The sequence below is a fragment of the Mycobacterium toneyamaense genome (assembly GCF_055384815.1).
Genome location: NZ_AP040333.1, coordinates 3677167 through 3703551, shown reverse-complemented (window position 1 = coordinate 3703551; position 26385 = coordinate 3677167). Strand labels below are relative to the sequence as shown.

At 67.3% G+C, this 26385-nt stretch carries 24 protein-coding genes; 14 read left to right on the top strand and 10 right to left on the bottom strand.

All coding sequences use genetic code 11. From position 1 onward, the window contains the following. Positions 1-93 precede the first annotated feature (93 nt). Together ACZ5IQ_RS17865 and ACZ5IQ_RS17860 are read right to left on the bottom strand one after the other, a co-directional pair. On the bottom strand, positions 94-891 hold the full coding sequence (locus tag ACZ5IQ_RS17865) for an ABC transporter ATP-binding protein (RefSeq protein WP_406776214.1): 798 nt from the start codon (positions 889-891) through the stop codon (positions 94-96). Further along, positions 888-1559 carry a FadR/GntR family transcriptional regulator gene (locus tag ACZ5IQ_RS17860; protein ID WP_212813982.1) on the bottom strand — a complete coding sequence of 224 codons (672 nt, stop codon included), beginning with the start codon at positions 1557-1559 and terminating at the stop codon, positions 888-890. The genes ACZ5IQ_RS17865 and ACZ5IQ_RS17860 overlap by 4 nt, the downstream gene beginning before the upstream one ends. Before the next feature lie 159 nt (positions 1560-1718). Between ACZ5IQ_RS17860 and ACZ5IQ_RS17855 the strand changes: the two genes are divergently transcribed. Next, a complete protein-coding gene (locus ACZ5IQ_RS17855; protein ID WP_371824556.1) occupies positions 1719-3392 on the top strand; it encodes a 2-isopropylmalate synthase in 1674 nt (557 codons plus the stop codon). Here the strand turns inward: ACZ5IQ_RS17855 and ACZ5IQ_RS17850 are convergent. Then, entirely contained in the window at positions 3379-3834 is a 456-nt protein-coding gene (locus ACZ5IQ_RS17850) for a peroxiredoxin (protein ID WP_064859553.1), read from the bottom strand. The genes ACZ5IQ_RS17855 and ACZ5IQ_RS17850 overlap by 14 nt on opposite strands. A 2-nt stretch (positions 3835-3836) precedes the next feature. Here ACZ5IQ_RS17850 and ACZ5IQ_RS17845 point away from each other — a divergent pair, with 2 nt between their 5' ends. From ACZ5IQ_RS17845 to ACZ5IQ_RS17815, 7 genes are all read left to right on the top strand, one after another. Further along, positions 3837-5372 carry an anthranilate synthase component I gene (locus ACZ5IQ_RS17845; protein ID WP_205848897.1) on the top strand — a complete coding sequence of 512 codons (1536 nt, stop codon included), beginning with the start codon at positions 3837-3839 and terminating at the stop codon, positions 5370-5372. A 44-nt stretch (positions 5373-5416) separates the two neighbouring features. Beyond that, entirely contained in the window at positions 5417-5971 is a 555-nt protein-coding gene (locus ACZ5IQ_RS17840) for a TIGR02234 family membrane protein (protein ID WP_464481483.1), read from the top strand. A 94-nt stretch (positions 5972-6065) separates the two neighbouring features. Further along, positions 6066-6884 (top strand): indole-3-glycerol phosphate synthase TrpC, encoded by an 819-nt coding sequence (gene trpC, locus ACZ5IQ_RS17835; RefSeq protein ID WP_267323414.1) that lies wholly within the window; start codon positions 6066-6068, stop codon positions 6882-6884. Positions 6885-6922: 38 nt separating this feature from the next. Next, positions 6923-8194, top strand: a complete 1272-nt coding sequence (gene trpB / locus ACZ5IQ_RS17830; RefSeq protein ID WP_138249723.1) for a tryptophan synthase subunit beta — start codon at positions 6923-6925, stop codon at positions 8192-8194. Continuing rightward, positions 8191-8982: a tryptophan synthase subunit alpha gene (trpA, locus tag ACZ5IQ_RS17825; protein ID WP_267323413.1), complete on the top strand. Its 792-nt coding sequence runs from the start codon at positions 8191-8193 to the stop codon at positions 8980-8982. Before trpB ends, trpA begins: the two co-directional genes overlap by 4 nt. After that, entirely contained in the window at positions 8979-10934 is a 1956-nt protein-coding gene (lgt, locus tag ACZ5IQ_RS17820; RefSeq protein WP_464480053.1) for a prolipoprotein diacylglyceryl transferase, read from the top strand. Before trpA ends, lgt begins: the two co-directional genes overlap by 4 nt. 567 nt (positions 10935-11501) lie before the next feature. Next, positions 11502-12122, top strand: a complete 621-nt coding sequence (locus tag ACZ5IQ_RS17815) for a TetR/AcrR family transcriptional regulator (RefSeq protein ID WP_267323411.1) — start codon at positions 11502-11504, stop codon at positions 12120-12122. Between the two features lie 97 nt (positions 12123-12219). On the opposite strand, the gene ACZ5IQ_RS17810 is transcribed toward ACZ5IQ_RS17815, so the two are convergent. Then, a complete protein-coding gene (locus ACZ5IQ_RS17810) occupies positions 12220-13374 on the bottom strand; it encodes an LLM class flavin-dependent oxidoreductase (protein ID WP_464480052.1) in 1155 nt (384 codons plus the stop codon). A 115-nt stretch (positions 13375-13489) separates the two neighbouring features. Here ACZ5IQ_RS17810 and ACZ5IQ_RS17805 point away from each other — a divergent pair, with 115 nt between their 5' ends. From ACZ5IQ_RS17805 to ACZ5IQ_RS17790, 4 genes are all read left to right on the top strand, one after another. Beyond that, on the top strand, positions 13490-13897 hold the full coding sequence (locus ACZ5IQ_RS17805) for a DUF2752 domain-containing protein (protein WP_464480051.1): 408 nt from the start codon (positions 13490-13492) through the stop codon (positions 13895-13897). Positions 13898-13974: 77 nt separating this feature from the next. Continuing rightward, positions 13975-15039: an IS630 family transposase gene (locus ACZ5IQ_RS17800; RefSeq protein WP_163693180.1), complete on the top strand. Its 1065-nt coding sequence runs from the start codon at positions 13975-13977 to the stop codon at positions 15037-15039. A gap of 124 nt (positions 15040-15163) precedes the next feature. Next, complete coding sequence (pyk, locus tag ACZ5IQ_RS17795; protein ID WP_061007346.1) at positions 15164-16582, top strand: pyruvate kinase; 1419 nt, start codon at positions 15164-15166, stop codon at positions 16580-16582. A 14-nt stretch (positions 16583-16596) separates the two neighbouring features. After that, the gene (locus ACZ5IQ_RS17790) at positions 16597-17457 is read left to right on the top strand and encodes an acyl-CoA thioesterase II (RefSeq protein WP_020103249.1); all 861 of its coding nucleotides are present in this window, start codon (positions 16597-16599) and stop codon (positions 17455-17457) included. Between the two features lie 16 nt (positions 17458-17473). Here ACZ5IQ_RS17790 and ACZ5IQ_RS17785 read toward each other — a convergent pair whose 3' ends face one another. From ACZ5IQ_RS17785 to ACZ5IQ_RS17760, 6 genes are all read right to left on the bottom strand, one after another. Further along, positions 17474-17926, bottom strand: a complete 453-nt coding sequence (locus tag ACZ5IQ_RS17785; protein ID WP_133427728.1) for a DUF4190 domain-containing protein — start codon at positions 17924-17926, stop codon at positions 17474-17476. Continuing rightward, the gene (locus ACZ5IQ_RS17780) at positions 17923-19479 is read right to left on the bottom strand and encodes an ATP-binding cassette domain-containing protein (protein WP_138249719.1); all 1557 of its coding nucleotides are present in this window, start codon (positions 19477-19479) and stop codon (positions 17923-17925) included. The genes ACZ5IQ_RS17785 and ACZ5IQ_RS17780 overlap by 4 nt, the downstream gene beginning before the upstream one ends. Further along, positions 19436-21043 carry a thiol reductant ABC exporter subunit CydD gene (gene cydD, locus ACZ5IQ_RS17775; protein WP_464481482.1) on the bottom strand — a complete coding sequence of 536 codons (1608 nt, stop codon included), beginning with the start codon at positions 21041-21043 and terminating at the stop codon, positions 19436-19438. Before cydD ends, ACZ5IQ_RS17780 begins: the two co-directional genes overlap by 44 nt. A gap of 35 nt (positions 21044-21078) precedes the next feature. Then, positions 21079-22134 carry a cytochrome d ubiquinol oxidase subunit II gene (cydB, locus tag ACZ5IQ_RS17770; RefSeq protein WP_406804780.1) on the bottom strand — a complete coding sequence of 352 codons (1056 nt, stop codon included), beginning with the start codon at positions 22132-22134 and terminating at the stop codon, positions 21079-21081. Between the two features lie 11 nt (positions 22135-22145). Next, the gene (locus ACZ5IQ_RS17765; RefSeq protein ID WP_406804781.1) at positions 22146-23594 is read right to left on the bottom strand and encodes a cytochrome ubiquinol oxidase subunit I; all 1449 of its coding nucleotides are present in this window, start codon (positions 23592-23594) and stop codon (positions 22146-22148) included. A 131-nt stretch (positions 23595-23725) separates the two neighbouring features. Then, positions 23726-24331, bottom strand: coding sequence for an HdeD family acid-resistance protein (locus ACZ5IQ_RS17760; protein WP_406776217.1), 606 nt, complete (start codon positions 24329-24331; stop codon positions 23726-23728). Between the two features lie 203 nt (positions 24332-24534). On the opposite strand from ACZ5IQ_RS17760, the gene ACZ5IQ_RS17755 reads away from it, so the two are divergent. Next, the gene (locus tag ACZ5IQ_RS17755; protein WP_212814010.1) at positions 24535-25446 is read left to right on the top strand and encodes an ABC transporter substrate-binding protein; all 912 of its coding nucleotides are present in this window, start codon (positions 24535-24537) and stop codon (positions 25444-25446) included. Continuing rightward, the gene (locus ACZ5IQ_RS17750) at positions 25430-26383 is read left to right on the top strand and encodes an amino acid ABC transporter permease (protein WP_212814012.1); all 954 of its coding nucleotides are present in this window, start codon (positions 25430-25432) and stop codon (positions 26381-26383) included. The genes ACZ5IQ_RS17755 and ACZ5IQ_RS17750 overlap by 17 nt, the downstream gene beginning before the upstream one ends. The last annotated feature ends 2 nt before the right edge of the window (positions 26384-26385 follow it).

Here is a 26385-nt window from a genome sequence, read left to right as displayed (position 1 = left end):
TGCATGACGATGCGGCGGTAGTCGGTATCACTGCTCTGATGCACGCGTATCTGAGGTCCAGCGCCGGCAGTCATGCTGACTCAACCCGTTGCGTCACAGGTCGATTCGGCCGGCCTTCGCCCGGGCGGACCACCGTCCTTGGCTATAGCCGACCTCGATGGGGTGCGAGAAGGCCTCTGTCACATGATCGGTCGTTACGGTCTCGGTAGCCGGCCCCACGGCGACCGTCCGGCCGTCGCCGATCAGCAGCGCGTGGGACGTGGACGTCGGCAGCTCCTCGAGGTGGTGTGTCACGAGAATCGACGCCATCTCGGGGTGTGAATGCTCCAGCGCGTCAAGGGTTTCCAGCAGCAGCTCGCGGGCGGCCACGTCCAGGCCCGTGGTGGGTTCGTCGAGCAGTAGCAGTCGTGGCTCGGCGATCAGGGCGCGGGCGATGAGGGTTCGCCCGCGCTCGCCCTGCGACAGCGTCGGCCACACGGCGTCGGCCCGGTGGGTCAGTCCCACGGTGCCGATCAATTCGTCCGCGCGCGCGATGTCCTCGCCGGTGGGTGTCCACCGGGCCGCGATGTCGATGGTTCCGGTGACACCGGTCAGCACCACCTCCCGCACGGTCAACGGATACTGCAACCGGTGCCGCGGATTGACGTGGCCGATCGACCGGCGCAGTGGCGCCAGGTCGGTGCGGCCCATCTGTGCGCCCAGCACCCGCACGGTGCCCGACGTCGGGAACGTGACCGCGCCGCAGAAGCCGAGCAGCGTGCTCTTGCCCGCGCCGTTGGGGCCGAGCAGCGCCCAGTGCTCGCCCTCGCGCACCGTCAGCGAGATGCCGTCGATGATCTGCTTGCCTTCGCGGCGGAAGGTCACGTTGTCGATTTCGAGGACCGGGGTCATGTGAAGGACTCCTTCAAAGCGCTCAGGTGGGTGCGGCTCGCGGCGGCCGCGGCGTCGGGATCGCGCGCGACGATGGCGTCTGCGAGTTGCTGATGCAGCGCGTGGTCGCACGGTTCTGACGCGATCGGGCGGATTCTCAGCATGTCGATCATGGCCAGCCGCAGCCGGGGCAGGAATGCGTCGAACAGTTGGGTCAGCACGTCATTGTGGGCGGCGGCGATCACGGCCCGGTGAAAGGCCATGTCCGCATCCACATGTTCGGGGACCGACTGGCCGGTGACGCCGCGGGCGGCGAGGGTGCGACGGATGGCGCGCAGATCGGCCGGTGTGCGCCGGGTTGCGGCGAGGGCGGCGCCCTCGGCCTCGATGGCGATGCGGGCCTCGATCACCGAGGCGACGTTCGCGCTGCGCAGCACGGTGTCCCAGTCGTCGGTGGCATCGAGGGCGGTGACGAAGACGCCGGCGCCCTGACGGCTGTCGAGGACGCCCTTCCCGGCCAGTTCGCGGATGGCCTCACGCAGGGTGGAACGGCCGACGCCGAGCTGGGCGGCCAGCGTGGTTTCGCCGGGAAGGCGTTGTCCCAGTGGCCATTCACCGTCTTTGATGCGCGTCAGTAGGAGCTGGGCGGCTTGCGCCGCCAGGGGCTGACGCGATACCTGCGAAACCATAGAACCTCTCTACTTGTCTGAGGAGTTGTGTATAGTCTAACCATCATGACGCGCGTGCTTCTCCTTGGCTGCCGCGGCGGGGTCTGAAACGACCGGCCCCCTGCCGTGGGGCTCTGTCGCGACCGGTCACCTCCAAACCTGACCGAGAGCAGACCACTCATGAGCACCTCCTGGAACCGTCAACAACCGTCAACCATGCCGTGGCACCGTTACACCGATGTCTTCGATCGGGTGGACATCCCTGTGGTCCAACGGGATTGGCCCAGTAACCGAATCGCTGCCGCGCCGCTGTGGGTGCCCGTCGACCTGCGCGACGGCAACCAGGCCCTGGCCGAGCCGATGGACCCCGATCGCAAACGCCGATTCTTCGAACAGCTTGTCGCCATCGGCTACAAGGAGATCGAGGTCGGCTACCCCTCGGCGTCCCAGACCGATTTCGACTTCGTGCGGCTGTTGGCCGAAACCGACATCGCGCCACCGGATGTCACCATCGCGGTGTTCACCCCGGCCCGCCGCGACCTGATCGAGCGCACCGTCGAATCGGTGCGGGGCATGCGCAACGACGTCGTCATCCACATGTACACCGCGACCGCGCCCACGTGGCGAAACACCGTGCTGGGCAAGGACCGCGACGAGCTGCGCAGTCTGATCCTGCACGGCGCGCTCGACGTGCTCACCTTGACCGAGGGTATGCCGAACATCCGGTTCCAGTTCTCGCCCGAGGTGTTCAACCTGACCGAACCCGATTACGTGCTGGAGATCTGCGACGCCGTGACGCAGCTGTGGGACGCCACCGAGAGCCGGCCGGTGATCCTGAATCTTCCTGCCACCGTTGAGGTTGCGACGCCGAACGTATACGCCGACCAGATCGAGTACATGCACCGGAATCTGGCCCGGCGCGATGCGGTGATCCTGTCGGTGCACCCGCACAATGACCGGGGGACCGGCGTGGCCTGCGCCGAATTGGCAGTCCTGGCCGGGGCGCAACGCGTCGAGGGCTGTGTGTTCGGCAACGGTGAGCGCACCGGCAACGTCGACATCGCCACCCTGGCCCTGAATCTGTATGCGCAGGGCGTCGACCCGATGATCGACTTCTCCGACATCGATGCGATCGCCCGCACGGTGTCGCACTGCACGCGGATGCCGATCCACGAACGCCATCCGTACGTGGGCGACCTGGTGCACACAGCGTTCTCGGGCACCCACCAGGACGCCATCAAGAAAGGGCTGGCCGAACACCGGGCCCGGGCGGCGGCCGAGAACCGCGACCAACACGAAATCGATTGGCGGGTACCGTATCTGCCGATCGATCCGGCCGACATCGGCCGCAGCTACGACGCGGTCATCCGGGTGAATTCACAGTCCGGTAAGGGCGGTATCGCCTATCTGCTGCACACCGGTTACGGACTGGACCTGCCGCGCCGGCTGCAGATCGACTTCGCCCGGCACGTGCAGGCCCACGCCGACGGCAGCGGCGCCGAGGTGACCGCCACCGAGCTGTACGACCTGTTCGAGGCGACCTACCTGGGTTGCGGCGGCCCGGTCGAGCTGAAGGACTGGCACGTCAGCAGCGACGACACCACCGAGATCACGGTGACCGTCAATGGGATTGCGCGCACCAGTACCCATCGCGGTGTCGGGCCCGTCGAGGCGCTGACGCAGGCGCTGGCCGACGTGGACCGGCCCGTCGAGGTTCTGAGCCTCACCCAGCAGTCGATCGGCGCCACCGCGGTCACCTACCTCGAACACCGCGGCGGCTGGTCGTGCGGCCGCAGTGACTCGGTGCTCACCGCGTCACTGGCGGCGGTGATCCGGGCGGCTAACGCGCTCTGAGCACCTCGAGCGCCTTGTCGGCGTGGGAGTCCATGGAGATCTCGCTCGCGATGACCTCGAGCACTCTGCGGTCGGTGTCGATGACGAACGTGGTCCGCTTGACGGGCATCAGCTTGCCGAGCAGGCCACGTTTCACACCGAACGCCTCGGCCACCGCGCCGGAGGTGTCCGACAGCAGCGGGTAGTCGAAGCTGTGCTTCTCGGCGAATTTGTCCTGCTTCTCGACCGCGTCCATGCTGATCCCGACCCGGGAGGCACCGACGGCGGCGAACTCGGCCGCCAGGTCGCGGAAGTGGCAGGCCTCCATGGTGCAGCCCGGCGTCATGGCCGCGGGGTAGAAGAACAGCACGATCGGCCCGTCGGCCAGCAGTTCGGAAAGGCTGCGGTTCGTCCCGGTCTGGTCGGGGAGATTGAACTCTGCGACGAGGTCACCACGTTTCATGGTTGCCACGCTACTTCTGGGAGGATGACCGCGTGAAGACGACCTCACGTGAGGAATTCCAGGCGCTGGCCGCCGAGCACCGTGTCGTGCCGGTGACGCGCAAGGTGCTCGCCGACAGCGAGACGCCGTTGTCGGCCTACCGCAAGCTGGCCGCCAACCGTCCCGGCACGTTTCTGCTGGAGTCGGCCGAGAACGGGCGGTCCTGGTCGCGATGGTCGTTCATCGGTGCGGGCGCCCCGTCGGCGCTGACGGTCCGGGACGGTGAAGCCGTCTGGCTCGGCAACACGCCGCAGGACGCACCCAGTGGCGGCGATCCGCTGCAGGCGGTGCGCGACACCCTGGCCCTGTTGCAGACCGCGCCGGTGCCGGGCCTGCCGCCGCTGTCGAGCGGGCTGGTGGGGTACTTCGCGTACGACATGGTGCGGCGCCTTGAGCGGCTGCCGGAGCTGGCGGTCGACGACCTCAAACTGCCCGACATGGTGCTGCTGCTGGCCACCGACATGGCTGCCGTCGACCACCATGAGGGCACCATCACCCTCATCGCCAACGCGGTCAACTGGAACGGCACCGACGAGCGCGTCGACTGGGCCTACGACGATGCCGTCGCCCGCCTCGACGTCATGACCAAGGCGTTGGGGGAGCCGCTGCCGTCGAGCATCGCGACCTTCAGCCGTCCGCAGCCGCAGCCGCGTCAGCAGCGCACGGTCGAGGAGTACACGGCCATCGTCGAGAAGCTCGTCGGTGACATCGAGGCCGGCGAGGCGTTCCAGGTGGTGCCGTCGCAGCGCTTCGAGATGGACACCGCCGCGGATCCCATCGACGTCTACCGGGTGCTTCGGGTGACCAACCCCAGCCCCTACATGTACCTGCTCAACGTGCCGAATGCCGAAGGCGGCCTTGACTTCTCGGTCGTCGGCTCCAGCCCGGAGGCGCTCGTCACGGTGAAGGACGGGGTGGCGACGACGCACCCGATCGCCGGCACCCGGTGGCGCGGCGCCACCGAGGAGGACGACATCCTCCTCGAAAAGGAACTCCTCGCCGACGACAAGGAGCGCTCCGAGCACCTGATGCTGGTCGACCTGGGGCGCAACGATCTCGGCCGGGTCTGCAAGCCCGGCACCGTGCGCGTCGAGGACTACAGCCACATCGAGCGCTACAGCCACGTCATGCACCTGGTCTCGACCGTCACCGGCCACCTCGCCGACGACAAGACCGCGCTGGACGCCGTCACTGCCTGCTTCCCGGCCGGGACGCTGTCGGGGGCGCCGAAGGTCCGGGCCATGGAGCTCATCGAAGAGGTCGAGCTGACCCGTCGCGGGCTGTACGGCGGCGTGCTCGGGTACCTCGACTTCGCCGGCAACGCGGACTTCGCCATCGCGATCCGCACCGCGCTGATGCGCGCAGGCACCGCCTACGTGCAGGCCGGTGGCGGCGTCGTGGCGGACTCCAACGGGCCGTACGAGTACAACGAGTCGTCCAACAAGGCCAAGGCCGTCCTGGCGGCGATCGCAGCCGCCGAGACGTTGAGCGAGCCGTGAGGACCACCCGCACCGCACAGGTGCTGCTGCTCGTGGCCGCCCTGATGTTGTGGAGCGCGTCCCGGCTGGCCTGGGTCGACGTGTCGTCGTTCGACGGGCTGGGCCAGCCGAAGACGACGACGCTGTCCGGCGCGGCCTGGTCGACGGCCCTCATCCCGCTGGCCCTGTTGGCCGGCGCCGCCGCGGTCGCGGCGCTCGCTGTGCGTGGTTGGGCGCTGCGGCTGCTGGCGCTGCTGGTCGCCGTCGCGAGCGCCGGGATGGGATATCTGGCCCTCAGCCTGTGGGCGGTCACCGACGTCTCGGTCCGCGCGGCCGACATGGCGCAGATCGCGGTCATGTTTCTGGTGGGGACGCAGCGGCACTACTGGGGCGCCGGGGTCACGCTGGCCGCTGCAGTGTTGACGCTGGTCGGAGCCGTATTGCTGATGCGTTCGGCCAGTCGTGGAGCTGCTGCGGCGACCACGTCGAAATACGCCGCGCCGGGCGCGCGGCGCGAGGCGGCACAGGAAGAAGGTGCCGACGGCATGTCCGAACGGATGATCTGGGACGCCCTCGACGAAGGGCACGATCCCACCCACAACGATGGCGGGAGCAAATGAGTGTGGCCCGGTGGCAGTCTGCGCCGCCCTGGCGACTACCCTTCGAGATGATCATCTGGCTTGCCGAACCGGCACGGAAGGACGACGACGCGTTATGACTTCGGGGACCGTGCTCGACTCCATCATCGAGGGAGTTCGCGCTGATGTTGCCGCCCGCGAAGCCGCGCTGAGTCTGACCGAGGTCAAGGAGCGGGCCAAGAAGGCGCCGACGGCCAAGGATGCTCTCGCCGCGCTGCGGGAGCCGGGCATCGGCGTCATCGCCGAGGTGAAGCGGGCGAGCCCCAGCAAGGGGGCGTTGGCGCAGATCGACGATCCCGCCAAGCTGGCCAAGGCCTACGAGTCCGGCGGCGCGCGGCTGATCAGTGTGCTGACCGAGGAGCGTCGCTTCAACGGTTCGCTGGCGGACCTGGATGCCGTGCGTGCCGCGGTGTCGATTCCCGTGCTGCGCAAGGACTTCATCGTCACGCCGTACCAGATTCACGAGGCCCGGGCCCACGGCGCCGACATGCTGTTGCTGATCGTGGCCGCGTTGGAGCAGTCGGTGCTGACCTCGATGATCGACCGGACCGAGTCGCTCGGGATGACCCCGCTGGTCGAGGTGCACACCGAAGAGGAAGCGGACCGGGCCATCCAGGCCGGTGCCAAGGTCATCGGCGTCAACGCCCGCGACCTCAAGACCCTCGAGGTCGACCGCGACTGCTTCGGCCGCATCGCGCCCGGCCTGCCGAGCAACATCATCCGGATCGCCGAGTCGGGGGTGCGTGGCACCGCCGACCTGCTGGCCTACGCCGGTGCCGGCGCCGACGCCGTCCTGGTCGGCGAGGGCCTGGTGACAAGTGGCGATCCGCGGAGCGCCGTCGCCGACCTGGTAACTGCCGGCACGCACCCGTCCTGCCCGAAACCAGCCCGCTGAATTGCGGGCTCCTGCGCGAAGAAGCAGCCCGAGTTCTTATGTCTGATCGCACTGGTACCGAATTGCCGCGGATGAGCGCGGCGGTCGCCGAAGCCACAAGCCACGACCCCGACGCCAAGGGGCACTTCGGTGCCTACGGCGGCCGGCTGGTGCCCGAGGCTCTGATGGCCGTCATCGAGGAAGTCACCGCGGCCTACGACAAGGTCCGCACCGACCAGACGTTCCTCGACGAGCTCGACCGGCTGCAGCAGCACTACACCGGCCGGCCGTCGCCGCTGTACGAAGCGACGCGACTGTCCGAACATGCCGGCGGCGCGCGGCTGTTCCTCAAACGAGAAGACCTGAACCACACCGGTTCTCACAAGATCAACAACGTGCTCGGGCAGGCGCTGCTGGCCAAGCGCATGGGCAAGACCCGCGTCATCGCCGAGACCGGCGCCGGCCAGCACGGCGTCGCGACCGCGACGGCCTGCGCGCTGCTCGGCCTGGAGTGCGTCGTCTACATGGGTGCGGTCGACACCGCCCGGCAGGCGCTGAACGTGGCCCGGATGCGGCTGCTCGGTGGCACCGTGGTGTCGGTCGAGGCCGGTTCGGCGACCCTCAAGGACGCCATCAACGAAGCCTTCCGCGACTGGGTCACCAACGCGGACGACACCTACTACTGCTTCGGCACCGCGGCCGGACCGCACCCGTTCCCCGTCATGGTGCGCGACTTCCAGCGCGTCATCGGTTTGGAAGCGCGGGTCCAGATACAGCAGCAGGCCGGCCGGCTGCCCGACGCGGTCACGGCATGCGTCGGCGGCGGATCGAACGCCATCGGCGTCTTCCACGCCTTCATCGACGATCCGGGTGTGCGCCTGGTCGGTTTCGAAGCGGCCGGCGACGGTGTCGAAACCGGAAGGCACGCAGCGACTTTCACCGGAGGATCACCGGGTGCGTTCCAGGGCTCGTTCTCGTACCTGCTGCAGGACGAGGACGGCCAGACCATCGAATCGCATTCCATCTCAGCCGGTTTGGACTACCCGGGCGTCGGTCCGGAACATGCCTACCTCAAGGACGTCGGCCGCGCCGAGTACCGGCCGGTGACCGATACCGAGGCCATGGAAGCGTTCGGCCTGCTGTGCCGCACCGAGGGCATCATCCCGGCGATCGAATCGGCGCACGCCGTCGCGGGCGCGCTGAAACTCGGCAGCGAACTGGGGCCGGGTTCGGTGATCGTGGTGAACCTGTCCGGCCGCGGCGACAAGGACGTCGAGACCGCCGCGAAATGGTTCGGTCTACTGGACGGTGAGACTGGGGAAGCGTCATGAGCCGACTGGCTGGATTGTTCGAATCGTGCCGGGCCGAAGGGCGTTCGGCGCTGATCGGGTACCTGCCGACCGGCTACCCGGACGTGCAGACCTCGATCGACGCGATGGTCGCGATGACCGAATCCGGTTGCGACATCATCGAAGTCGGCGTCGCCTACTCCGATCCGGGCATGGACGGACCGGTCATCGCCGCCGCGACCAACACCGCCCTGCAGGGTGGGGTTCGGGTCCGCGACGCGTTGAAGGCCGTCGAGGCCATCAGCAACGCCGGCGGGCACGCCGTCGTCATGACCTACTGGAATCCGGTGTTGCGCTGGGGCGTCGACGCTTTCGCGCGTGACCTGGCGTCAGCGGGCGGGCTCGGACTGATCACGCCCGACCTCATCCTCGACGAGGCCGACGAATGGTTCGGCGTCTCCGACGCCCACAACCTCGACCGCATCTTCCTGGTGGCACCGTCGTCCACCCCGGAGCGGCTGGCCGCCACGGTGCAGGCCTCGCGCGGCTTCGTCTACGCCGCCTCGACCATGGGCGTCACCGGTGCGCGCGACGCGGTGTCGAACATGGCGCCCGAGTTGGTGTCCCGGGTGCGTGCCGTGTCGGACATCCCGGTGGGTGTCGGCCTCGGCGTCCGGTCGCGGGAACAGGCCGCGGAGATAGCGGCCTACGCCGACGGCGTCATCGTCGGCTCGGCATTGGTATCTGCGCTCGGCGACGGCGGTATCCCCGCGGTACGAGCATTGTCCGAAGAACTGGCCCACGGAGTACGACAGAAAGTTTCCGCGTGACCACATCGTTGCTGGCATACATCCCGAGTCCGGCCCAGGGCGTCTGGCACTTGGGGCCAGTACCGATCCGGGCCTACGCGCTCTGCATCATCACCGGCATCATCGCCGCGCTGATCATCGGCGATCGCCGCTGGGTCGCGCGTGGTGGCGAGGCGGGCGTCATCTACGACATCGCACTGTGGACGGTGCCGTTCGGCCTCATCGGTGGCCGGCTGTATCACCTGATGACCGACTGGCGGACGTACTTCGCCGAGGGCGGCGCCGGGATCGGTGCGGCCGTGCGGATCTGGGACGGCGGCCTGGGCATCTGGGGCGCGGTCGCGCTCGGTGGCGTCGGCGCCTGGATCGGCTGCCGCCGGCACGGAATCCCGTTGCCCGCGTTCGGCGACGCCATCGCACCCGGCATCATCCTGGCCCAGGCCATCGGCCGGCTGGGCAACTACTTCAACCAGGAGCTGTACGGCCGGCCCACGGATCTGCCGTGGGGCCTGCAGATCTTCCAGCGCAGTGACGGCTCCGGTGTGGTGAACCCGCACCTGCTCAACGGCGTCTCGACCGGGCAGGTCTACGAGGTCGTGCATCCGACGTTCCTCTACGAATTGCTGTGGAACCTCGTGGTTTTCTTCTTCCTGCTGTGGGCGGACCGCCGCTTCCGGCTGGGCCACGGCCGGCTGTTCGCGCTGTACGTCGCCGCCTACTGCGTCGGCCGCTTCGGCGTCGAGTTGATGCGCAGCGACACCGCGACGCTGATCGCCGGTATCCGCGTCAACTCGTTCACATCGACGTTCGTGTTCATCGGCGCCGTGGTCTACATGATGGTCGCGCCGCGGGGCCGTGAGGATCCGGCGACGCTCGGTGGCCGGCAGGTCGACGACGCCGGCGACGTCTTCGATTTCGACACCGGCGTTGCCGTGAAGGTGCCCGCGGTCGTCGCCGCCGGTGCTGCTGCCACTGCCGCATCGGGCGGGGATGCCGACGTCGCCGACGAGGCCGACGCCGTCGAGACCCAATCCGACGAACCCGTGGCGCTGGCCGAACAGGCCGCCGATGCCGAGACGGCTGCCGACGAATCCGGCGGCGAGTCAGTCGATTCCGACGAGGTCGAGGAAGCAGACGAGTCCGACGCCGAAGCCGAAGACCTGGATGCCGATGAGGCCGAAGCCGTCGAGGTGGCCGAGGAGTCCGAGGGCACAACTGAGTCCGACGAAGCCGCTGACGAGGCCGCCGCCGAGACAGAGGTTGCCGACGCCGACGACAGCGCTGACGTTGAGGACGCCGCGGAGGACGAGGAGTCCGCCGAGGCCGTGGATTCTGCGGAAGCTGCTGAAGAAGCTGCCGCCGAGACGGACGTCGCGGACGCCGACGATAGCGCTGATGTCGAGGACGCCGCTGAGGACGAGGAGTCCGCCGAGACCGCGGATTCTGCGGAGGCTGCTGAAGAAGCTGCCGCCGAGACGGACGTCGCGGACGCCGACGACAGCGCTGATGTCGAGGACGCCGCTGAGGACGAGGAGTCCGCCGAGACCGCGGATTCTGCGGAAGCCGCTGACGAGGCCGAAGAGGCCGAAGGGACAACGGAATCCGACGCTGACGAGGCCGCCGTCGAGACGGACGTCGCGGACGCCGACGACAGCGCTGATGTTGAGGATGCCGTGGAGGACGAGGCTGTCGACGAGTCCGAAGAGGCAACGGATTCCGAGTCTGCAGAGACTGAGTCCGACGACGCCGAGGCCGAAGACGCTGACGTCGAAGACGCCGAGGCCGAAGACGCTGACGTCGAAGACGCCGAGGCCGAAGACGCTGACGCCGAAGCCACTGAAGGCGATGCCGACGCTGGACCAGCCGAAGAACCCGCGCCGAAGGTCGAAGCCACTGAAAAGGTTGAGCCCGTTGGGGTTCCCGTTTGGGAGCCGCCCGCCCCGCGTCGTCGTTGGTGGCGCCGACAGGGCTGAGTCTGGCCTGCGAGGCCGCGAATGTGCGGGCAGACCACGGATCTCGCAAGGAGCACGCACTGCGCGCACGCTCGGCGGCCCTTGTCGTTGAGCCTGAATCCTGGGCGCAGAAGTGTGAGTGGCGCAGGCCGTGGTTGCAGGGTGAACGCGGCGTTGGGGGTCTTTGTCGTTGAGCCTGAATCCTGGGCGCAGAAGTGTGAGTGGCGCAGGCTGTGGTTGCAGGGTGAACGCGGCGTTGGGGGTCTTTGTCGTTGAGCCTGAATCCTGGGCGTAGAAGTGTGAGTGGCGTAGGCCGTGGTTGCAGGGTGAACGCGGCGTTGGGGGTCTTTGGCGTTGAGCCTGAATCCTGGGCGCAGAAGTGTGAGTGGCGCAGGCCGTGGTTGCAGCGTCAATGCATAGCGGGAAGCCCTCCTCGCTGACCCTGCACTGAGGGCGTGACACCGGGCCCGTAGGCGTAGGGCCATCACGGCCTCACATTCCGCCGCGGCAAAAGTGCGCACAAGCTGCACTTTCATGCGAACGGTATGTTCCTCACTCGCCGGTCCTGATCGGTTGTGCGGTGGTTGGATGTCTCCTGTGGATGACATAGCCGACGGAGTGCAGTTGCAGCAGTCTCGGCAGGACCGCATCCTCAATGCGGCGCTGAACGTGTTTGCGCAGCGGGGCACGTCCGATGCGACGTTGCAGATGGTGGCCGATACCGCGGGTGTTTCAGTCGGGTTGGTGCAGCACCATTTCGGCACCAAGGACGGTTTGATCAAGGCCGTCGACGATGTGGCGATGAAACTCATCAGCTCGACCATGTTCGCCGCGCTGGAAAGTCCGGGTCGTGATTCGGTTACCGCGATCGGCAGGGCGGTGCACGGCCTGCTCACCGACCACCTGGTGGTGATGGACTATTTGGGCCGGGCGGTGGCTTCTGAAACCCCAAGCGGCATGGCGATATTCGACGCGATGGCGCGGATCGGCATCGACCGGTGGCAACGCATGATCGACACCGGGGACGCCGCCGAGGGGCTCGACGCGGTCTGGGCCGGGCTGAATCCCTTGGTGCTGACTCTGGGCTCGATCATCTTGCGCCGGCACCTCGACCGGCACCTGCCGGCGTCATTCACCTCTGACCCGGAGTTGGCCAGGTGGGAAGAGTCCGTCAACGAGCTGATCCGGCACGGTCAGTTGCGCCAATAACTCCCGCTGCGTTTGCCCGAACCGTTACAATACGGCAATATTGTCGCTGATTCGCGGCGAACGTCGGTGTCGAGGGGTCACCGACGTTCGTGCGCCATCAGAGCTTCCTGAGCCGTCGGACGATCTGGTTGAACGGCTGGACCGAGGCGAGGCCTTTCCGTAGGTTGCGCCGCAAGAAGCTGAGGTTGGCCAGCACCACGTATCGGACGCCGCAGTCCCGCCATTCAGCCACCTGTTCGACGATTTCGTCCGGTGTGCCGTTCAGGCAGATGTCCCGCATCAGCGACGGCGGGACCGCGTCGATGAGAGAAAGCGCCCTTTCTTCGTCGATGCTGTGCGGCAGGAAGTCCTGCGCACCGGAGAAACCCGACCCCAGGGGATGTTCGGCACCGTGGCGGCCGAACATCTCGTCGCTGGCGTTGAGGGCGAACGATTTGAGCACCTCTGTATCCAGTGCCGCGTCGACGTCGTCTCTGCTGCGGCCGGTCACCACGAACAGCATTACCGCAGGGAGGACGGCCTTGGGGTCGCGTCCGGCGTCGGACGCGGCGGTGCGAACGACTTCCAGCCGCTGGGCATAGTCTTTCGGCTGGTGCGGGAATGCCGGAAAGTAGGCGTCGCCGTAGCGCCCTGCGGCACGCAGCATGCGTGGACCGTGGGCCGCGATCCAGATCTCGGGCCATTTGCCTCGGTAGGGCGGCAGTTCGAAGACCGCGTTGCGCAACGGGAAGAAGGGCGAGTCGCGGTTGACCAGTTCGCCGCCCGAATCCCAGAGCGCGCGGATGGTGGCCATCGCTTCCTCGAACCGTGCGACGGGTTTGGACCAGTCGACTCCGTAGGGTTCGTTGCCTTCTCGCTCGCCGGGGCCGATGCCGAGGATCGCCCGTCCCCGCGTCAGTAAGTGCAGTGTCGCCGCGGCTTGTGCGGTGACCGCCGGGTTACGCCGGCCGGTATCGGTCACCCCTACGCCCAGTCGCATCCGACCGACTCGATTGCGAGCTGCGATGTGCCCCAACATGGTCCACGGTTCCATGGTGGCGTCCAGCGTCGGGACAACTCTGGTGGAGCCGCAATACTCCGGTTTCCACAACGAGCGCGGGAACAGTTGGTTGAGGTGGTCCGGCACCCAGAAGGAGTCAGCGCGATTCGCCACCGCACCCAGGTAGCTGGCTCGGGTGAACGTATCGGCTGCTGGGCGAGCCGCGATGATGGGATCGGCGACGCCGACGCGAAATCCGGTCTTGCTCCCCATGCTGCTCCTCGAGTGGCCTCGTTCGGAGTCGGTCCTTTCCACTGTCCGGTGCGACGTCTCCCTGAGCATCAGCCGAACGGCGTAAATCGGCGATCAGCGTCGTCCCCAAGGCATCATGGACCCCATGACGTCAGCCAGCCGGGTCGCGCGTGTGGCGGGAGTGGCCGGTACCGGGGCAGTGGCGGTGGCAACTCTGACGTATATCGGCATCGCTGACCCGCATCACCCCGGATTCGGGTTTCCGCCGTGTCCGTTCAAGGCCCTCACGGGCTGGAACTGTCCGCTGTGCGGCGGGCTGCGGATGACCCACGACGTATTGCACGGCGACTTCTCGGCCGCCGTCGTCGACAACCTCTTCGCGCTCGTGGGGTTGCCGCTGCTGACCGTCTGGCTCGTCGTGTGCTGGCGACGGCGGCTGTCGGTGGCGCCGCCGTTGGTGACCGCACTGGTGGCGATGGTGCTGTGGACGGTGGTCCGCAATCTGCCGGGATTTCCGTTGGTGCCGACGTTCACGCAGTCCTAGTGGTGTGTCTCGTAAATAAGTAGTCGTATGTTTGTTATTCTGTCCGGGTGAGTGCATCACCAGCAGCGGCCTTGCCAATGACGCCGGCCGAGCGTGAAACGTTGGAGAAGCTGGAACGGTCGCACACTGCGCCGCATCAGCAGGTGCTGCGGGCGAAGGTGCTGCTGATGGCCGCCGACGGTGAGGCCAATACCCGGATCGCCGAGGAAGTTGGGGTGACACCGGTGACGGTGCGCAGCTGGCGTGAGCGGTTCAGTCAGGACGGGCTTGCCGGGCTGGGCAAGATCCGGGTCGGGCGCGGCCGCAAGCCGTCGATTTCGGAGGAGACGATCGCCGAGATTGTGCGGTTGACCACGACGACAACTCCCGATGGTGCCACGCATTGGTCATGTCGCACGATGGCCAAGCGAGTCGGGGTCAGTTCGGCTACGGTGCAACGGATTTGGTCCGACTTAGGTCTCAAGCCCCATCGGGTGGACACGTTCAAGGTGTCAGGGGATCCCAAGTTTGAGGACAAACTCATCGATGTGGTCGGGTTGTATCTGAATCCGCCCGAGCAGGCCATCGTGTTGTGCATGGATGAGAAGTCCCAGATCCAGGCGTTGGACCGCACCCAGGCGTCACTGCCGATGGTCAAGGGGCGGGCCGCCACCATGACCCATGACTACAAACGAAACGGCACCACTACGCTGTTCGCCGCACTGGACGTGCTGACCGGCACGGTGATCGGCCAATGCCTGCCCCGGCACCGCCACACCGAGTTCATCAAATTCCTCAACACAATCGACCGCGAAGTTCCCCAGGGGTTACAGGTCCACCTGATCTTGGACAATTACGCAACCCACAAGCACGTCGAGGTCACGAACTGGATGAAGCGGCACAAGCGGTTTCATTTCCATTTCACCCCGACCTCATCGTCATGGCTCAACCAGGTCGAACGGTGGTTCCGCGACCTGACCGACAAGAACCTACGCCGCGGTATCTTCGGCAGTGTGCCCGAGTTGATCGCCAGCATCGAGTCATACCTCAACGCCCACAACGCCGATCCCAAGCCCTACGTGTGGACGGCCACCGCCGAATCCATCCTCGCCAAAGTTCGCCGCGCACGCACCAAACTCCAACAAGTAGTCAACCAAAACTGAGACACACCACTAGCGCCGCTGAGCTGGGGACACCACGAGGCAACTCGCTGTTCGGCTGATGTTGAGATGCCGACAGCGCTCCCGGCAAGCCGTTATCTGAATCGATCCACTATGCTCATGCACCGTGAATAGGCGCGGAAAAATCGTCTGTACGCTCGGCCCGGCTACGTCTACCGACGCAACCGTGCTGGCGCTGGTCGAAGCTGGAATGGATGTGGCGCGGCTGAACTTCAGCCATGGTGCGCACGCCGATCATGAGACGGCGTACAAGCGCGTGCGAGCGGCGTCCGATGCCGCCGGCCGCGCGGTCGGCATTCTCGCCGACCTGCAGGGCCCCAAGATCCGGCTCGGTCGCTTCGCCGACGGCCCCACCGAGTGGCGCACCGGCGAAACGGTGCGGATCACCGTCGACGACTGCGACGGCAGCCACGACCGCGTGTCGACCACCTACAAGCAGCTGGCCGAAGACGCCCGCGCCGGTGACCGGCTGCTCGTCGACGACGGCAAGGTCGGCCTGGTGGTCGACAAGATCGACGGCAACGACGTCGTCTGCACCGTCACCGAGGGCGGCCCGGTCAGCAACAACAAGGGCCTGTCCCTGCCGGGGATGAACGTGTCTGTCCCGGCGTTGTCCGAGAAGGACATCGACGATCTGAAGTTCGCGCTGAAGCTCGGCGTCGACCTGATCGCGCTGTCGTTCGTCCGGTCGCCGGCCGACATCGAACTCGTGCATGAGGTGATGGACGAGGTGGGCCGCCGGGTGCCGGTGATCGCCAAGCTGGAGAAGCCCGAAGCCGTCGACAACCTCGAGGCCATCGTGCTGGCCTTCGACGCGATCATGGTCGCCCGTGGTGACCTGGGCGTCGAGCTGCCGCTCGAGGAAGTGCCGCTGGTGCAGAAGCGCGCCATCCAGATGGCCAGGGAGAACGCCAAGCCGGTCATCGTCGCCACCCAGATGCTGGAGTCGATGATCGAGAACTCCCGGCCCACCCGGGCCGAGGCCTCGGATGTCGCCAACGCGATTCTCGACGGCGCCGACGCCGTGATGCTCTCCGGTGAGACCTCGGTCGGCAAGTACGCGCTCGAGGCCGTGCGGACCATGGCTCGGATCGTGAAAGCTGTCGAGGCGAATTCCACCGACGCACCTCCGCTGACCCATGTGCCGCGCACCAAGCGTGGCGTCATCTCCTACGCGGCCCGTGACATCGGTGAGCGCCTGGATGCCAAGGCGCTGGTCGCCTTCACCCAGTCGGGCGACACCGTGCGCCGGCTGTCCCGCCTGCACACACCGCTGCCGCTGCTGGCGTTCACCGACCTGCCGGAGGTGCGCAGCCAGCTGGCGCTGACCTGGGGGACCGAGACGTTCATCGTCCCGCAGATGGACAGCACCGACGGCATGATCCAGGAGGTCGACAAGGCGCTGCTGGAGCTCGACCGCTACAAGCGCGGTGACCTGGTGGTCATCGTCGCGGGCGCGCCGCCGGGCACAGTAGGCTCGACCAACCTGATCCACGTGCACCGGATCGGGGAGGAAGACCACTGAGCCGGGGGTAACGCGTGACGACTGCGGATTTCGAGGAACTGCTCAAGGTTCTCGACGTCACCCAGGTCGACGACGACACCTTCACCGGTGGTCATCCGAGCCGGAACCCGGTTCGTACCTTCGGTGGTCAGATGATGGCGCAGGCGTTCGTCGCCGCCAGCCGTACCGTGCCGCCCAAGCTGCCGCCGACGACGCTGTCGACGCACTTCATCGCCGGTGGCGATCCGGAGCGCGACCTCGAGTTCAAGGTGGTCCGGCTGCGCGACGAACGTCGTTTCGCGAACCGCCGCGTCGACGTCATGCAGGGCGACACGCTGTTGGCGACGGCGCTGGTGTCCCATCTGGCGGGTGGGCGCAGCCTCGAGCACTCGGTCAAGGCGCCGGTGGTGCCGGATCCGTTGTCGCTGCCGACGATCGACGACCTGCTGAAGGGCTACGAGGAGACCGTTCCGCTGTTCGTCGAGGCGCTCAAGCCCATCGAATGGCGTTACACGAACGACCCGGCCTGGGTGATGCGGGACAAGGGCGGCAAGCTCGACCACAACCGCGTGTGGCTCAAGACCATGGGCGCCATGCCCGACGACCCGGTGCTGCACGCCGCGGCACTGGTCTATTCGTCGGACACGACGCTGCTCGACTCGATCATCACCACCCACGGCCTGTCGTGGGGGCATGACCGGATTTTCGCGGTGACCATGAACCACACCGTGTGGTTCCACCGGCCCATCAAGTTCGACGAGTGGGTGCTGTATTCGACGACGTCGCCGGTGGCCGCGGACTCCCGGGGCCTGGCATCCGGCCATTTCTTCGATCGCGCCGGTCAGGTGCTGGCGACGGTTACCCAGGAAGGCATCGTCAAACACTTTCCGGGCTAACGATTTTCGGGTCGGCTCAGTCGACCTTTACGCCGAATTCCTTCTCGATACGGCCGCGGAAGTCCTGGACACAGGTGCTCTGTGCGTTCTGGTCCTGCCCGGCGCGCGTCATGCAGTCGGTGTAGTCGCTGAAACCGACCTGGCGGTAGAAGCCGATCACGACGAACACGAACACCACCGCGAGCACGGTCGCCAGCGCGCCGAGCACGATGCCCGCGCCGGCCACCACGCCGTTGTCGGCGAGTCCCTGCTTGACCCGGCCGCGGCCGAGGATGCCGCACGCGACGGCACCCAGCCCGAACAGCAGCCCCCCGATCACCGACCACGAGGTCAGCAGTCCCACGATGCCCAGAACCAGCGCGGCGGTCCCCATACCGTTGCGCGGAGTCGACGTGTACGCCCCGTACCCCTGGTCGGCGTACGGCGGTGGTGGCGGCGGCGGATACCCGCCACCGGGATACATGCTCATGACTGCGCAGGGTACCCGTCGTTGCTGGAATCGAGGTTCAGCACCGTGCAGGGCACGTCCGGTGGCAGCTGGTGCGTGGCCACGACCACCGCGCGGTCGGCGCCGAACATCGCGCCCGGAGTGAGGAGTTCGGCGAGCAAGCGGTGACTGTCCGCCGCGTCGAGGTGCTCGGTGGGTTCGTCGAGGAGCACGACGGGGAAGTCGGTCAGCAGCGCGCGAGCAAGCAGCAGTCGGCGCCGCTGGCCGGCGGAGACGGCGGCGGCCCCACCGGAGAGCAGGGTGGACAACCCGTCCGGCAGCGTCCCCAGCCAGGGGGCCAGGCCGACCCGTGTCAGGGCGGCGGTGAGTTCGCCGTCGGTGGCGTCGCCGCGGGCCACCAGCAGGTTGTCGCGCAGAGTGGTGTCGAACAGATGCGCATCCTCGGCGAAAAACCCTGCCGGTGAATCGGTTTCGTTGAAGCGGTCGGCGGTGGACAGCAGCAGGGTCGTCTTGCCCCGGCCACTGGCGCCCAGCACGGCGACCCGGTCTCCGGGTGCGACCTGTAGCGGCGGGACGGCCATCAGCGCCCGGTCGTCGGGGTGCTCGGCCAGCATTGCGGTGAGCCGCGCGATGGCGATGCGGGCCCGGGTCAACTGCACCGCCGCGCCCGGCAGCGCGCCGGTGGCCTCGAACGCCGACAGCGGCAGCAGCATGAGGATCGCCAATGTCGTGGGAGCGACGGTCGACGTGAGCGAGATGGCGGCGACGATCGCGGCGATGGCGCTCGCGCCGGTGGCCAGGATCGGCACCGCACCGGCCAGGGCAGCGGGCCGCGCGGCACGGTCGGCGGCGTCGCCCCAGCGGCGGTGGTCCGCGGTGGCCTGAGCGATGACACCGCCGAGGCGGCCGGCCACGGCCAGTTCGGCAGCATGGTCGAGCGCCAGCATGACGGCGGCGTCCCGGTCCGAATGGTGTACTGCCGCCAGGTTTTCGGTGGCTTCCGCGGCGCGCGCGGCCTGCCACGGCGCCCAGACTCCGGCGACCACCAGTCCGGCGGCAAGGGCGAGTGCGGCGGCGGGCGAGATGACGGCGATGACGATCACCGTGGCGGTCGACAGCACCGTCGCGACGGCGACGGGCAGCACCGACCGCACCAGGGTGTCGGCCAGGTCGTCGACGGAAGCGCCTGCGCGCGAGACCAATTCACCGCTGCTCAGCCGCAGCACCGTCGCCGGTGGCGCCGCGGACAGCCGCCGGTACAGCTCGGTGCGGGCCCGGCCGGCGGCGCGCAGCGCGACGTCGTGCGATGCCAGGCGCTCGCAATAGCCCAGCACCCCACGGGAGATGCCGAACAGCCGCACCGCCACCACCGCGACCGACAGCTCCAGGATCGGCGGTTGCTGCCAGGCCCGGGTGATCAGCCACGCCGACACCCCGGCCAGGGCGAGGGCGCTGCCGAGTGCCGCGGAGCCGAGGAAGACGGCCAGCGCCAGGCGGGGGAGCCGGGGCCGGAGCAGGTCGATCGCGAATCTAACTGTGGACACGGGAAGCACCTCCCGCCCGGACGATCTCATCACCGATGGCCAGCACGGCGTCACGGTGTCCGACGACGATGACGGTCGCGCCGGCCGCGGCGCGGGCCCGGATCGCCTGGAGAACCCGGATCTCCAGCTCGGCATTCAGATGTGAGGTCGGTTCGTCGAGCAGCAGCACCGGGCTGGGCCGGCCGAGTACCCGCGCCAGTGCCAGGCGCTGCCGCTGGCCCAGCGACAGCCCGGAGCCGCCGCGCCCCAGCACGGTGTCGAGTCCGGCGGGCAGGGTGGCCAGCACCTCGTCGAATCCCGATGCGCGGCAGGCGCTGTCGAGGTCGGGGAGGGCGCCGAGCAATTCCAGGTTTTCCCGCACCGTCCCCGGGACGAGGACGGGCCGTTGCGGCAGCCAGCCGATCTGGTGCCACCAGTGCTGCCGGTCCAGCGCGTCGACGTCGCAGCGCTGTTCGTCGTCGCCGACCCGCACGCGGCCGGCATCGGGCGTCGTCAGCCCCAGAATTGCTTGCAGCGCGGTGCTTTTCCCGCTGCCGTTGGGGCCGGTCAGAACCGTCACCGAGCCGGGCGTGGCCCGCAGCGTCAGATCGTGCGGCGCCGGCCCGTCCCGGCCGTCGATGCTCACGTGCTCCAGTTCGATGGTCGGCCGTACCCCGATCTGTGCGCCGCCCGGTTCCGGTTGCCCGGCGTCCTCGAGCAGCCGGTAGGCGTGCCCGAACGCGACCTTGCCGTCCTGTGCGGCATGGAATTCGACGCCGACGCGGCGCAGTGGCCAGAACACCTCGGGCGCCAGGAGCAGCACCGTCAGCGCGACCGGCAGGGTGACCCCGCCGCTGACCAGTCGCAGCCCGACGCCGACGGCGACCAGCGCCACCCCGAGCGTCGCCAGCAGTTCGAGGACGAGCGCCGACAGGAACGCGATGCGCAACGTGGCCAGGGCCGAATGCCGGTGGGCGTCGGACAGTTCGGTGATGCGCGGCGCGGCGCCCTCGGCGCGGCCCAGGGCCCGCAGCGTCGGGATACCCGCGATCAGGTCGAGCAGACGCGACTGCAGCGTGGCCATGGCGGCCAGCGCGGCCGCCGACCGCTCGGTCGTCATGACACCGATCAGCACCATGAACAGTGGGATGAGCGGCAGCGCGATCAGCACGACGAGCGCGGATTTCACGTCGTACCAAGCGATCACGATGACGGCGGCCGGGGTCAGCAGCACGGACATCACGACGGCCGGCAGATATCGGGTGAAGTACGGTCGCAGCCCGTCGAGTCCGCGGGTCAGCAGGATCGCGGCCTCGTCGTGCACCGCCTGCCGACGATGCGGCGGCAGCGCGGCGACGGCGGTGAGAACCTGTGCGTCGAGGTCGGCGATCATGGCTGTGGCGCCGTGCTGGCTGAGCCTGGCCTGCCACCACTGGGCGCCGGCACGCAGGGACCAGAGGCCGGCGAGCATGAACAGCTGGGGTATCCAGTGCGACAGCGGGGCCCGGGTGGTGATGACCCCGGCCACGACCTGTGCGGTGAGCACCGCTGCGGCGAGCGCCGCCGCGGTGATGACCACGCCACTGCCGACCGTGGCCGCCAGGTGCCGGCGCAGACCGGCGGTCATGCGGGGGTTGGCCGACGATCGGGTCAGTGCGATCCGCCGTTTCGGGACAACCCGATGGATGCCGGGATGTGCGCGGCCGAAATCCGTTGCCGGAAAACCCAGTACGTCCAACCCTGGTAGCAGATCACCAACGGGGTGAGCAGCAGCGCGGCCCAGGTCATCACCTTGAGCGTGTACGGCGTCGACGACGCGTTGTGGATGGTCAGGCTCCACGCCGGATCAAGCGTCGAGGGAACGAGATTCGGGTACAGGCAGCTGAACAGTAGTGCGACCACGGCGGCGACGACGATGGCCGTTGCGGTGAACGCCCACCCGTCGGCGCGGCGCGTCCACACCAGCAGGACCGCCGAGAGCTGGGCCACCACGGCGACGCCCAGTGCTATCCAGGTCACGTCGTTGCCGTAGGCCACCTGGGTCCAGATGCCGAACGCGGCGACGATCACGGTCACCGGAACGGTCAGGCGGGTGGCGAACCGGCGTGCGGTATCGTGCACGGCCCCTTCAGTTTTGAGTGTCACGAACACCGCGCCGTGGAAGGCGAAGAGGCCGGCCGTGGCGATACCGCCGAGCAGGGAGTACGGGTTCAGCACGTCACCGAAGGACAGCTGTATCTGGTGGTGGGCGTCGACGGGGAGGCCGCGCAGGATGGAGGCGAAGGCCACGCCCCACAACACGGCCGGCAGCCAGGAACCCATGGCGATGCCGATGTCGGCCCACCGGCGCCACTGCGGGTCGTCGATCTTGCCGCGCCATTCGATGGCGCAGACCCGCACGATCATGCCGACCAGGATCGCCAGTAGCGGCAGATAGAGGCCCGAGAACAGCGTGGCGTACATGCCGGGGAACGCCGCGAACATCGCCGCACCCGCGGTGATGATCCAGACCTCGTTGCCGTCCCACACCGGTCCGATGGTGTTGAGCGCGGCGCGGCGGTACTGCTCGGCGTCGCCCTCGTCACCGTCGGCGGCGCGGCCGAAGAACTCCATGAGCATGCCGACACCGAAATCGAACCCCTCCAGGACGAAGAAGCCCAGGAACAGCGCGGCCAGGATGATGAACCAGAGGTGCTGAAGTGCCATGGCTGCTCCTCCTAGTACGCGAACGACAGTGGGGCGACGTCGTCGCTACCGGGTGGGGTGGGCGGCGCCGGTTCGGCATCGTGTTCGAGTGGCCCTTCCAGCGTGTAGCGGCGGATCAGCCAGAACCAGATGACGGCGAGCAGCGCATAGAGCGCGGTGAAGGTGATCAGTGAGATCCAGACCGTGCCCGCGCTGTGTGCCGACACGCCCTGCCGGATGGTCAGGTGCAGGTTCGGGTCGCCGGTCGGGTTGGTGGCGACCACCCAGGGCTGGCGGCCCATCTCGGTGAAGACCCAGCCCGCGCTGTTGGCGAGGAACGGCATGGGCAGCGTCACCAGTGCGAACAGGCTCAGCCAGCGTTGCGTGGGGATGCGGCCCTTGCGGGTCAACCACAGTGTGGTGAGCGCGAAAAGCCCTGGGAACGCGAGCAATCCGATCATCATGCGGAACGACCAGTAGGTCACGAACAGGTTGGGCCGGTAGTCACCGGGACCGTACTTGGCTTCGTAGGCCTTCTGCAGGTCCTGCACGCCCTCGAGTCGGACGCCCTCGAACTTGCTCTCGGCGAGGAACGGCAGCACGTACGGCACCTCGATGACGTGCATGACGCTGTCACAGTTGTTGTGCGTACCGATCGTCAGCACCGAGAAATCCGGGTCGGTTTCGGTGTGACACAACGATTCTGCCGACGCCATCTTCATGGGCTGTTGGACGAACATCAGCTTGCCCTGGGCGTCCCCGGTGAGCGTGAGCGAGGCGGCCGCGACGAGCGCCACCCAACAGCCCAGCACGGCGGCGGGCCGGAACATGGTGCGCGATTCCTCCGTGTTGCCACTACGCACCATCCACCATGCGCTGATGGCGGCGACGAAGGTGGAGGCCGTCAGGATGGCGCCGCCGACCGTGTGCGTGAACGCCGCGATGCCGGTGTTGTTGGTCAGCAGCTCCCAGATGCTCGTCAGCTCCGCCCGGCCGGTCTCCGGGTTGTAGTGCGCGCCAACGGGATGCTGCATGAACGAGTTGGCCGAGATGATGAAGAACGCCGACGCGTTCACGCCGAATGCGACGATCCAGATACACGCCAGGTGCACCAGGCGGGGCAGCTTGGTCCAGCCGAAGATCCACAGGCCGATGAAGGTGGATTCGAAGAAGAACGCCGCGAGGCCCTCCAGGGCCAGCGGTGCGCCGAAGACGTCGCCGACGAATCGTGAGTACTCACTCCAGTTCATCCCGAACTGGAATTCCTGCACGATGCCCGTGGCCACGCCGAGAGCGAAGTTGATCAGGAACAGCTTGCCGAAGAACTTGGTCAGCCGGTACCAGGCCGGATTGCCCGTCACCACCCAGATGGTCTGCATGACGGCGAGCAGCGGCGCGAGGCCGATGGTCAGCGGGACCAGGATGAAGTGGTAGACGGTGGTGATCCCGAACTGCCACCTCGATACGTCCAGTGCGTTCATTGAGCCTTCCCCGAGCCGGAGGGATTGGTCTACGACTTACTGTAGTAGTTCATGTGGGCGGCGGTCCACACCGAATTGTGTGGCCAGGCGCACACGTGCGCCCGGCCACACAAATCCGCATGCCGGCATACTCAGGCGTTGGTCGCCGCCTCGTTGATGGCCTTGTCAACGGCCTTGGCGCCCTTGCGGATTCCGAAGGCGGTGATCACTTCGGCGACACCGGTGACCACCAGCCAGATGCCCGTCACCAGCGCCAGCGTGCCGATGGACTCGATCGGTGAGCCCAGCACCACGAATCCGGCGATCAGGCTGATGACGCCGAGGAAGATGTTCCACCCGCGGGCGGGCAGCCCCGGATCGCTGATCGCCGACACCGTGGTGGCCACACCGCGGAAGATGAAGCCGATACCGATCCAGATCGCCAGCAGCAGTACGGCATCGCCGATATGGCGGAAGGCCAGCACCGCGAGCACCAGGGACGCCGCGCCGCTGATGAATGCCAGCACGCGTCCGCCTGCCGTGATGTGCAGGCTGAAGGCGAACACCACCTGGCCGATACCGGTGACGAGCAGATAGGCGCCGAAGAAGATCGCCGCCACCGCGACGGAGATGCCGGGCTGGGCCAACACGGCGGCGCCCAGTACCACGGAGATCAGGCCCGCGATGAGCTCGGTTTTCCACAGATGCTGCAACAGACTTGGCGGAGTATGCGTGGTCATTGACGCAGTCTCACATATTTGACGCTGGGTGCACCGAGTTCGGACAACCCTGTTTTTCGGTGGTTCTAGATGTGGACAACTGGCGATTGGGCTGCTTGGTGACCACCGTGCCGATAAGGTGCTCTCCAACGCGGCACGCCGACCGATGCGTGCCGGCGGTGTGTCGTGACAGGTGTGGTCAGGCCAGAGTGAAGCACGAAGGAAGAGGCAACGTGTCAGGTGTGAGTCAGTCCCGTCGGGGCACAGCGTGGCGCATTGCGGTGGTGGTGGCTGCGAGTGGCGCGTTGGCGCTGTCGGGCTGCACGAAGAACACCGAATCCAGCTCGCCCGCGTCGAGTTCGTCGGCGGCTCCCGCGGCCAAGGTCGAGTCGATCGCCAACACGGTGCCGGAGGCCATCAAGTCCAGCGGCAAGCTGATCGTCGGCGTCAACATCCCGTATGCACCCAACGAGTACAAGGACCCGAGCGGCAAGGTTGTCGGCTTCGACGTCGACCTGATGAACGCCATCGCCCAGACACTCGGTCTGACGGTCGACTACCGGGAAGAGTCCGACTTCTCGAAGATCATCCCGGCAATCCAGGCCGGTACCTACAACGTCGGCATGTCATCCTTCACCGACAGCAAGCAGCGTGAGCAGCAGGTCGATTTCGTCACCTACTTCTCGGCCGGCAGCTTGTGGGCGCAGCGCGCCGGTGACCATGTCGACCCCAACAACTCCTGTGGCAAGAAGGTCGCCGTCGAGTCGACCACGGTGCAGGACACCGAGGAACTGCCCGCCAAGTCGAAGGCGTGCACCGACGCCGGCAAGCCGCCCATCGACGTGGTGAAGTTCGACAACCAGGACCAGGCCGCCAACGCCGTCGTCGTCGGCCAGGCCGACGCCATGTCCGCGGACTCGCCCGTGACGTTGTGGGCGATCAAGCAGGCGGGCGGCAAGCTCGTGCAGGCCGGCGAGGTGTTCGACTCGGCTCCGTACGGATGGCCGGTGAAGAAGGGTTCGCCACTGGCGCAATCGCTGCTGCAGGCATTGCAGCACCTCATCGACAACGGCACGTACAAGCAGATCGCGACGAACTGGGGCGTGCAGGCCGGAATGATCGACAAGCCGGTCATCAATGGGGCCACCAGCTGACGTGACGGCTGTTGAGTCAGCGGCGGACCCGAGCGGTCCCGCCGCCATCCACGCGGTACCGCTACGACATCCCTGGCGGTGGGTCGGGGCCGTCGCGATCATCGTCGTCGCCGGGCTGTTCCTCTACGGCGCCGCGACGAACCCCGCGTATGGCTGGGACACCTACCTCAAGTACCTGCTCGACGTGCGAGTGGCCGAGGCGGCGTGGAACACCGTGCAGCTCACCATCTATGCGATGGCGATCGGCTTGGTGCTCGGCGTCGTCCTGGCCGTGATGCGGCTGTCACCGAATCCGGTGTTCCGTGCGGTCGCGTGGGGCTATCTGTGGATTTTCCGCGGTACTCCGGTGTACGTGCAGCTGGTGTTCTGGGGCCTGTTCCCGTCGATCTACCAGAACATTCAGATCGGGGTGCCGTTCGGGCCGTCGCTGTTCCACATCCAGCTGCAGGGACTGTCGCTGGCGTTCGAGATGGCCTTCATCGGCCTGGGCCTCAACGAAGCCGCCTACATGGCCGAAATCATCCGTGCCGGAATCATTTCCGTCCCGGAGGGACAGACCGAGGCGTCGGTCGCCCTCGGTATGTCGTGGTGGATGACCATGCGCCGCACCGTTCTTCCGCAGGCGATGCGGGTCATCGTGCCGCCCACCGGCAACGAGCTGATCAGCATGCTGAAAACCACATCACTGGTCACGGCCGTGCCGTACACGCTCGAGCTGTACACCCGCACGCGGGACATCTCCGCCGTGATCTTCCAGCCCATCCCGCTGTTGCTGGTTGCCGCCACCTGGTACCTGGTCATCACCAGCGTGCTGATGGTCGGCCAGTTCTACCTGGAGCGCTACTTCTCGCGGGGTGCGTCGCGCAAGCTGACGAGCAAACAGCTCGAGGCCCTTGCCCTGGCGCAGATGGGTGACCACGGGGGTATGCCCGCATGACG

Bases quoted from the DNA above. Each gene is read 5' to 3' on its own strand.
- ACZ5IQ_RS17865 (WP_406776214.1), bottom strand. From the start codon at position 891: ATGACCCCGGTCCTCGAAATCGACAACGTGACCTTCCGCCGCGAAGGC.
- ACZ5IQ_RS17860 (WP_212813982.1), bottom strand. From the start codon at position 1,559: ATGGTTTCGCAGGTATCGCGTCAGCCCCTGGCGGCGCAAGCCGCCCAG.
- ACZ5IQ_RS17855 (WP_371824556.1), top strand. From the start codon at position 1,719: ATGAGCACCTCCTGGAACCGTCAACAACCGTCAACCATGCCGTGGCAC.
- ACZ5IQ_RS17850 (WP_064859553.1), bottom strand. From the start codon at position 3,834: ATGAAACGTGGTGACCTCGTCGCAGAGTTCAATCTCCCCGACCAGACC.
- ACZ5IQ_RS17840 (WP_464481483.1), top strand. From the start codon at position 5,417: ATGTTGTGGAGCGCGTCCCGGCTGGCCTGGGTCGACGTGTCGTCGTTC.
- trpC (WP_267323414.1), top strand. From the start codon at position 6,066: ATGACTTCGGGGACCGTGCTCGACTCCATCATCGAGGGAGTTCGCGCT.
- trpB (WP_138249723.1), top strand. From the start codon at position 6,923: ATGTCTGATCGCACTGGTACCGAATTGCCGCGGATGAGCGCGGCGGTC.
- trpA (WP_267323413.1), top strand. From the start codon at position 8,191: ATGAGCCGACTGGCTGGATTGTTCGAATCGTGCCGGGCCGAAGGGCGT.
- ACZ5IQ_RS17815 (WP_267323411.1), top strand. From the start codon at position 11,502: ATGTCTCCTGTGGATGACATAGCCGACGGAGTGCAGTTGCAGCAGTCT.
- ACZ5IQ_RS17810 (WP_464480052.1), bottom strand. From the start codon at position 13,374: ATGGGGAGCAAGACCGGATTTCGCGTCGGCGTCGCCGATCCCATCATC.
- ACZ5IQ_RS17805 (WP_464480051.1), top strand. From the start codon at position 13,490: ATGGACCCCATGACGTCAGCCAGCCGGGTCGCGCGTGTGGCGGGAGTG.
- ACZ5IQ_RS17800 (WP_163693180.1), top strand. From the start codon at position 13,975: ATGACGCCGGCCGAGCGTGAAACGTTGGAGAAGCTGGAACGGTCGCAC.
- ACZ5IQ_RS17785 (WP_133427728.1), bottom strand. From the start codon at position 17,926: ATGAGCATGTATCCCGGTGGCGGGTATCCGCCGCCGCCACCACCGCCG.
- ACZ5IQ_RS17780 (WP_138249719.1), bottom strand. From the start codon at position 19,479: ATGAGATCGTCCGGGCGGGAGGTGCTTCCCGTGTCCACAGTTAGATTC.
- cydB (WP_406804780.1), bottom strand. From the start codon at position 22,134: ATGGCACTTCAGCACCTCTGGTTCATCATCCTGGCCGCGCTGTTCCTG.
- ACZ5IQ_RS17765 (WP_406804781.1), bottom strand. From the start codon at position 23,594: ATGAACGCACTGGACGTATCGAGGTGGCAGTTCGGGATCACCACCGTC.
- ACZ5IQ_RS17750 (WP_212814012.1), top strand. From the start codon at position 25,430: ATGGGGCCACCAGCTGACGTGACGGCTGTTGAGTCAGCGGCGGACCCG.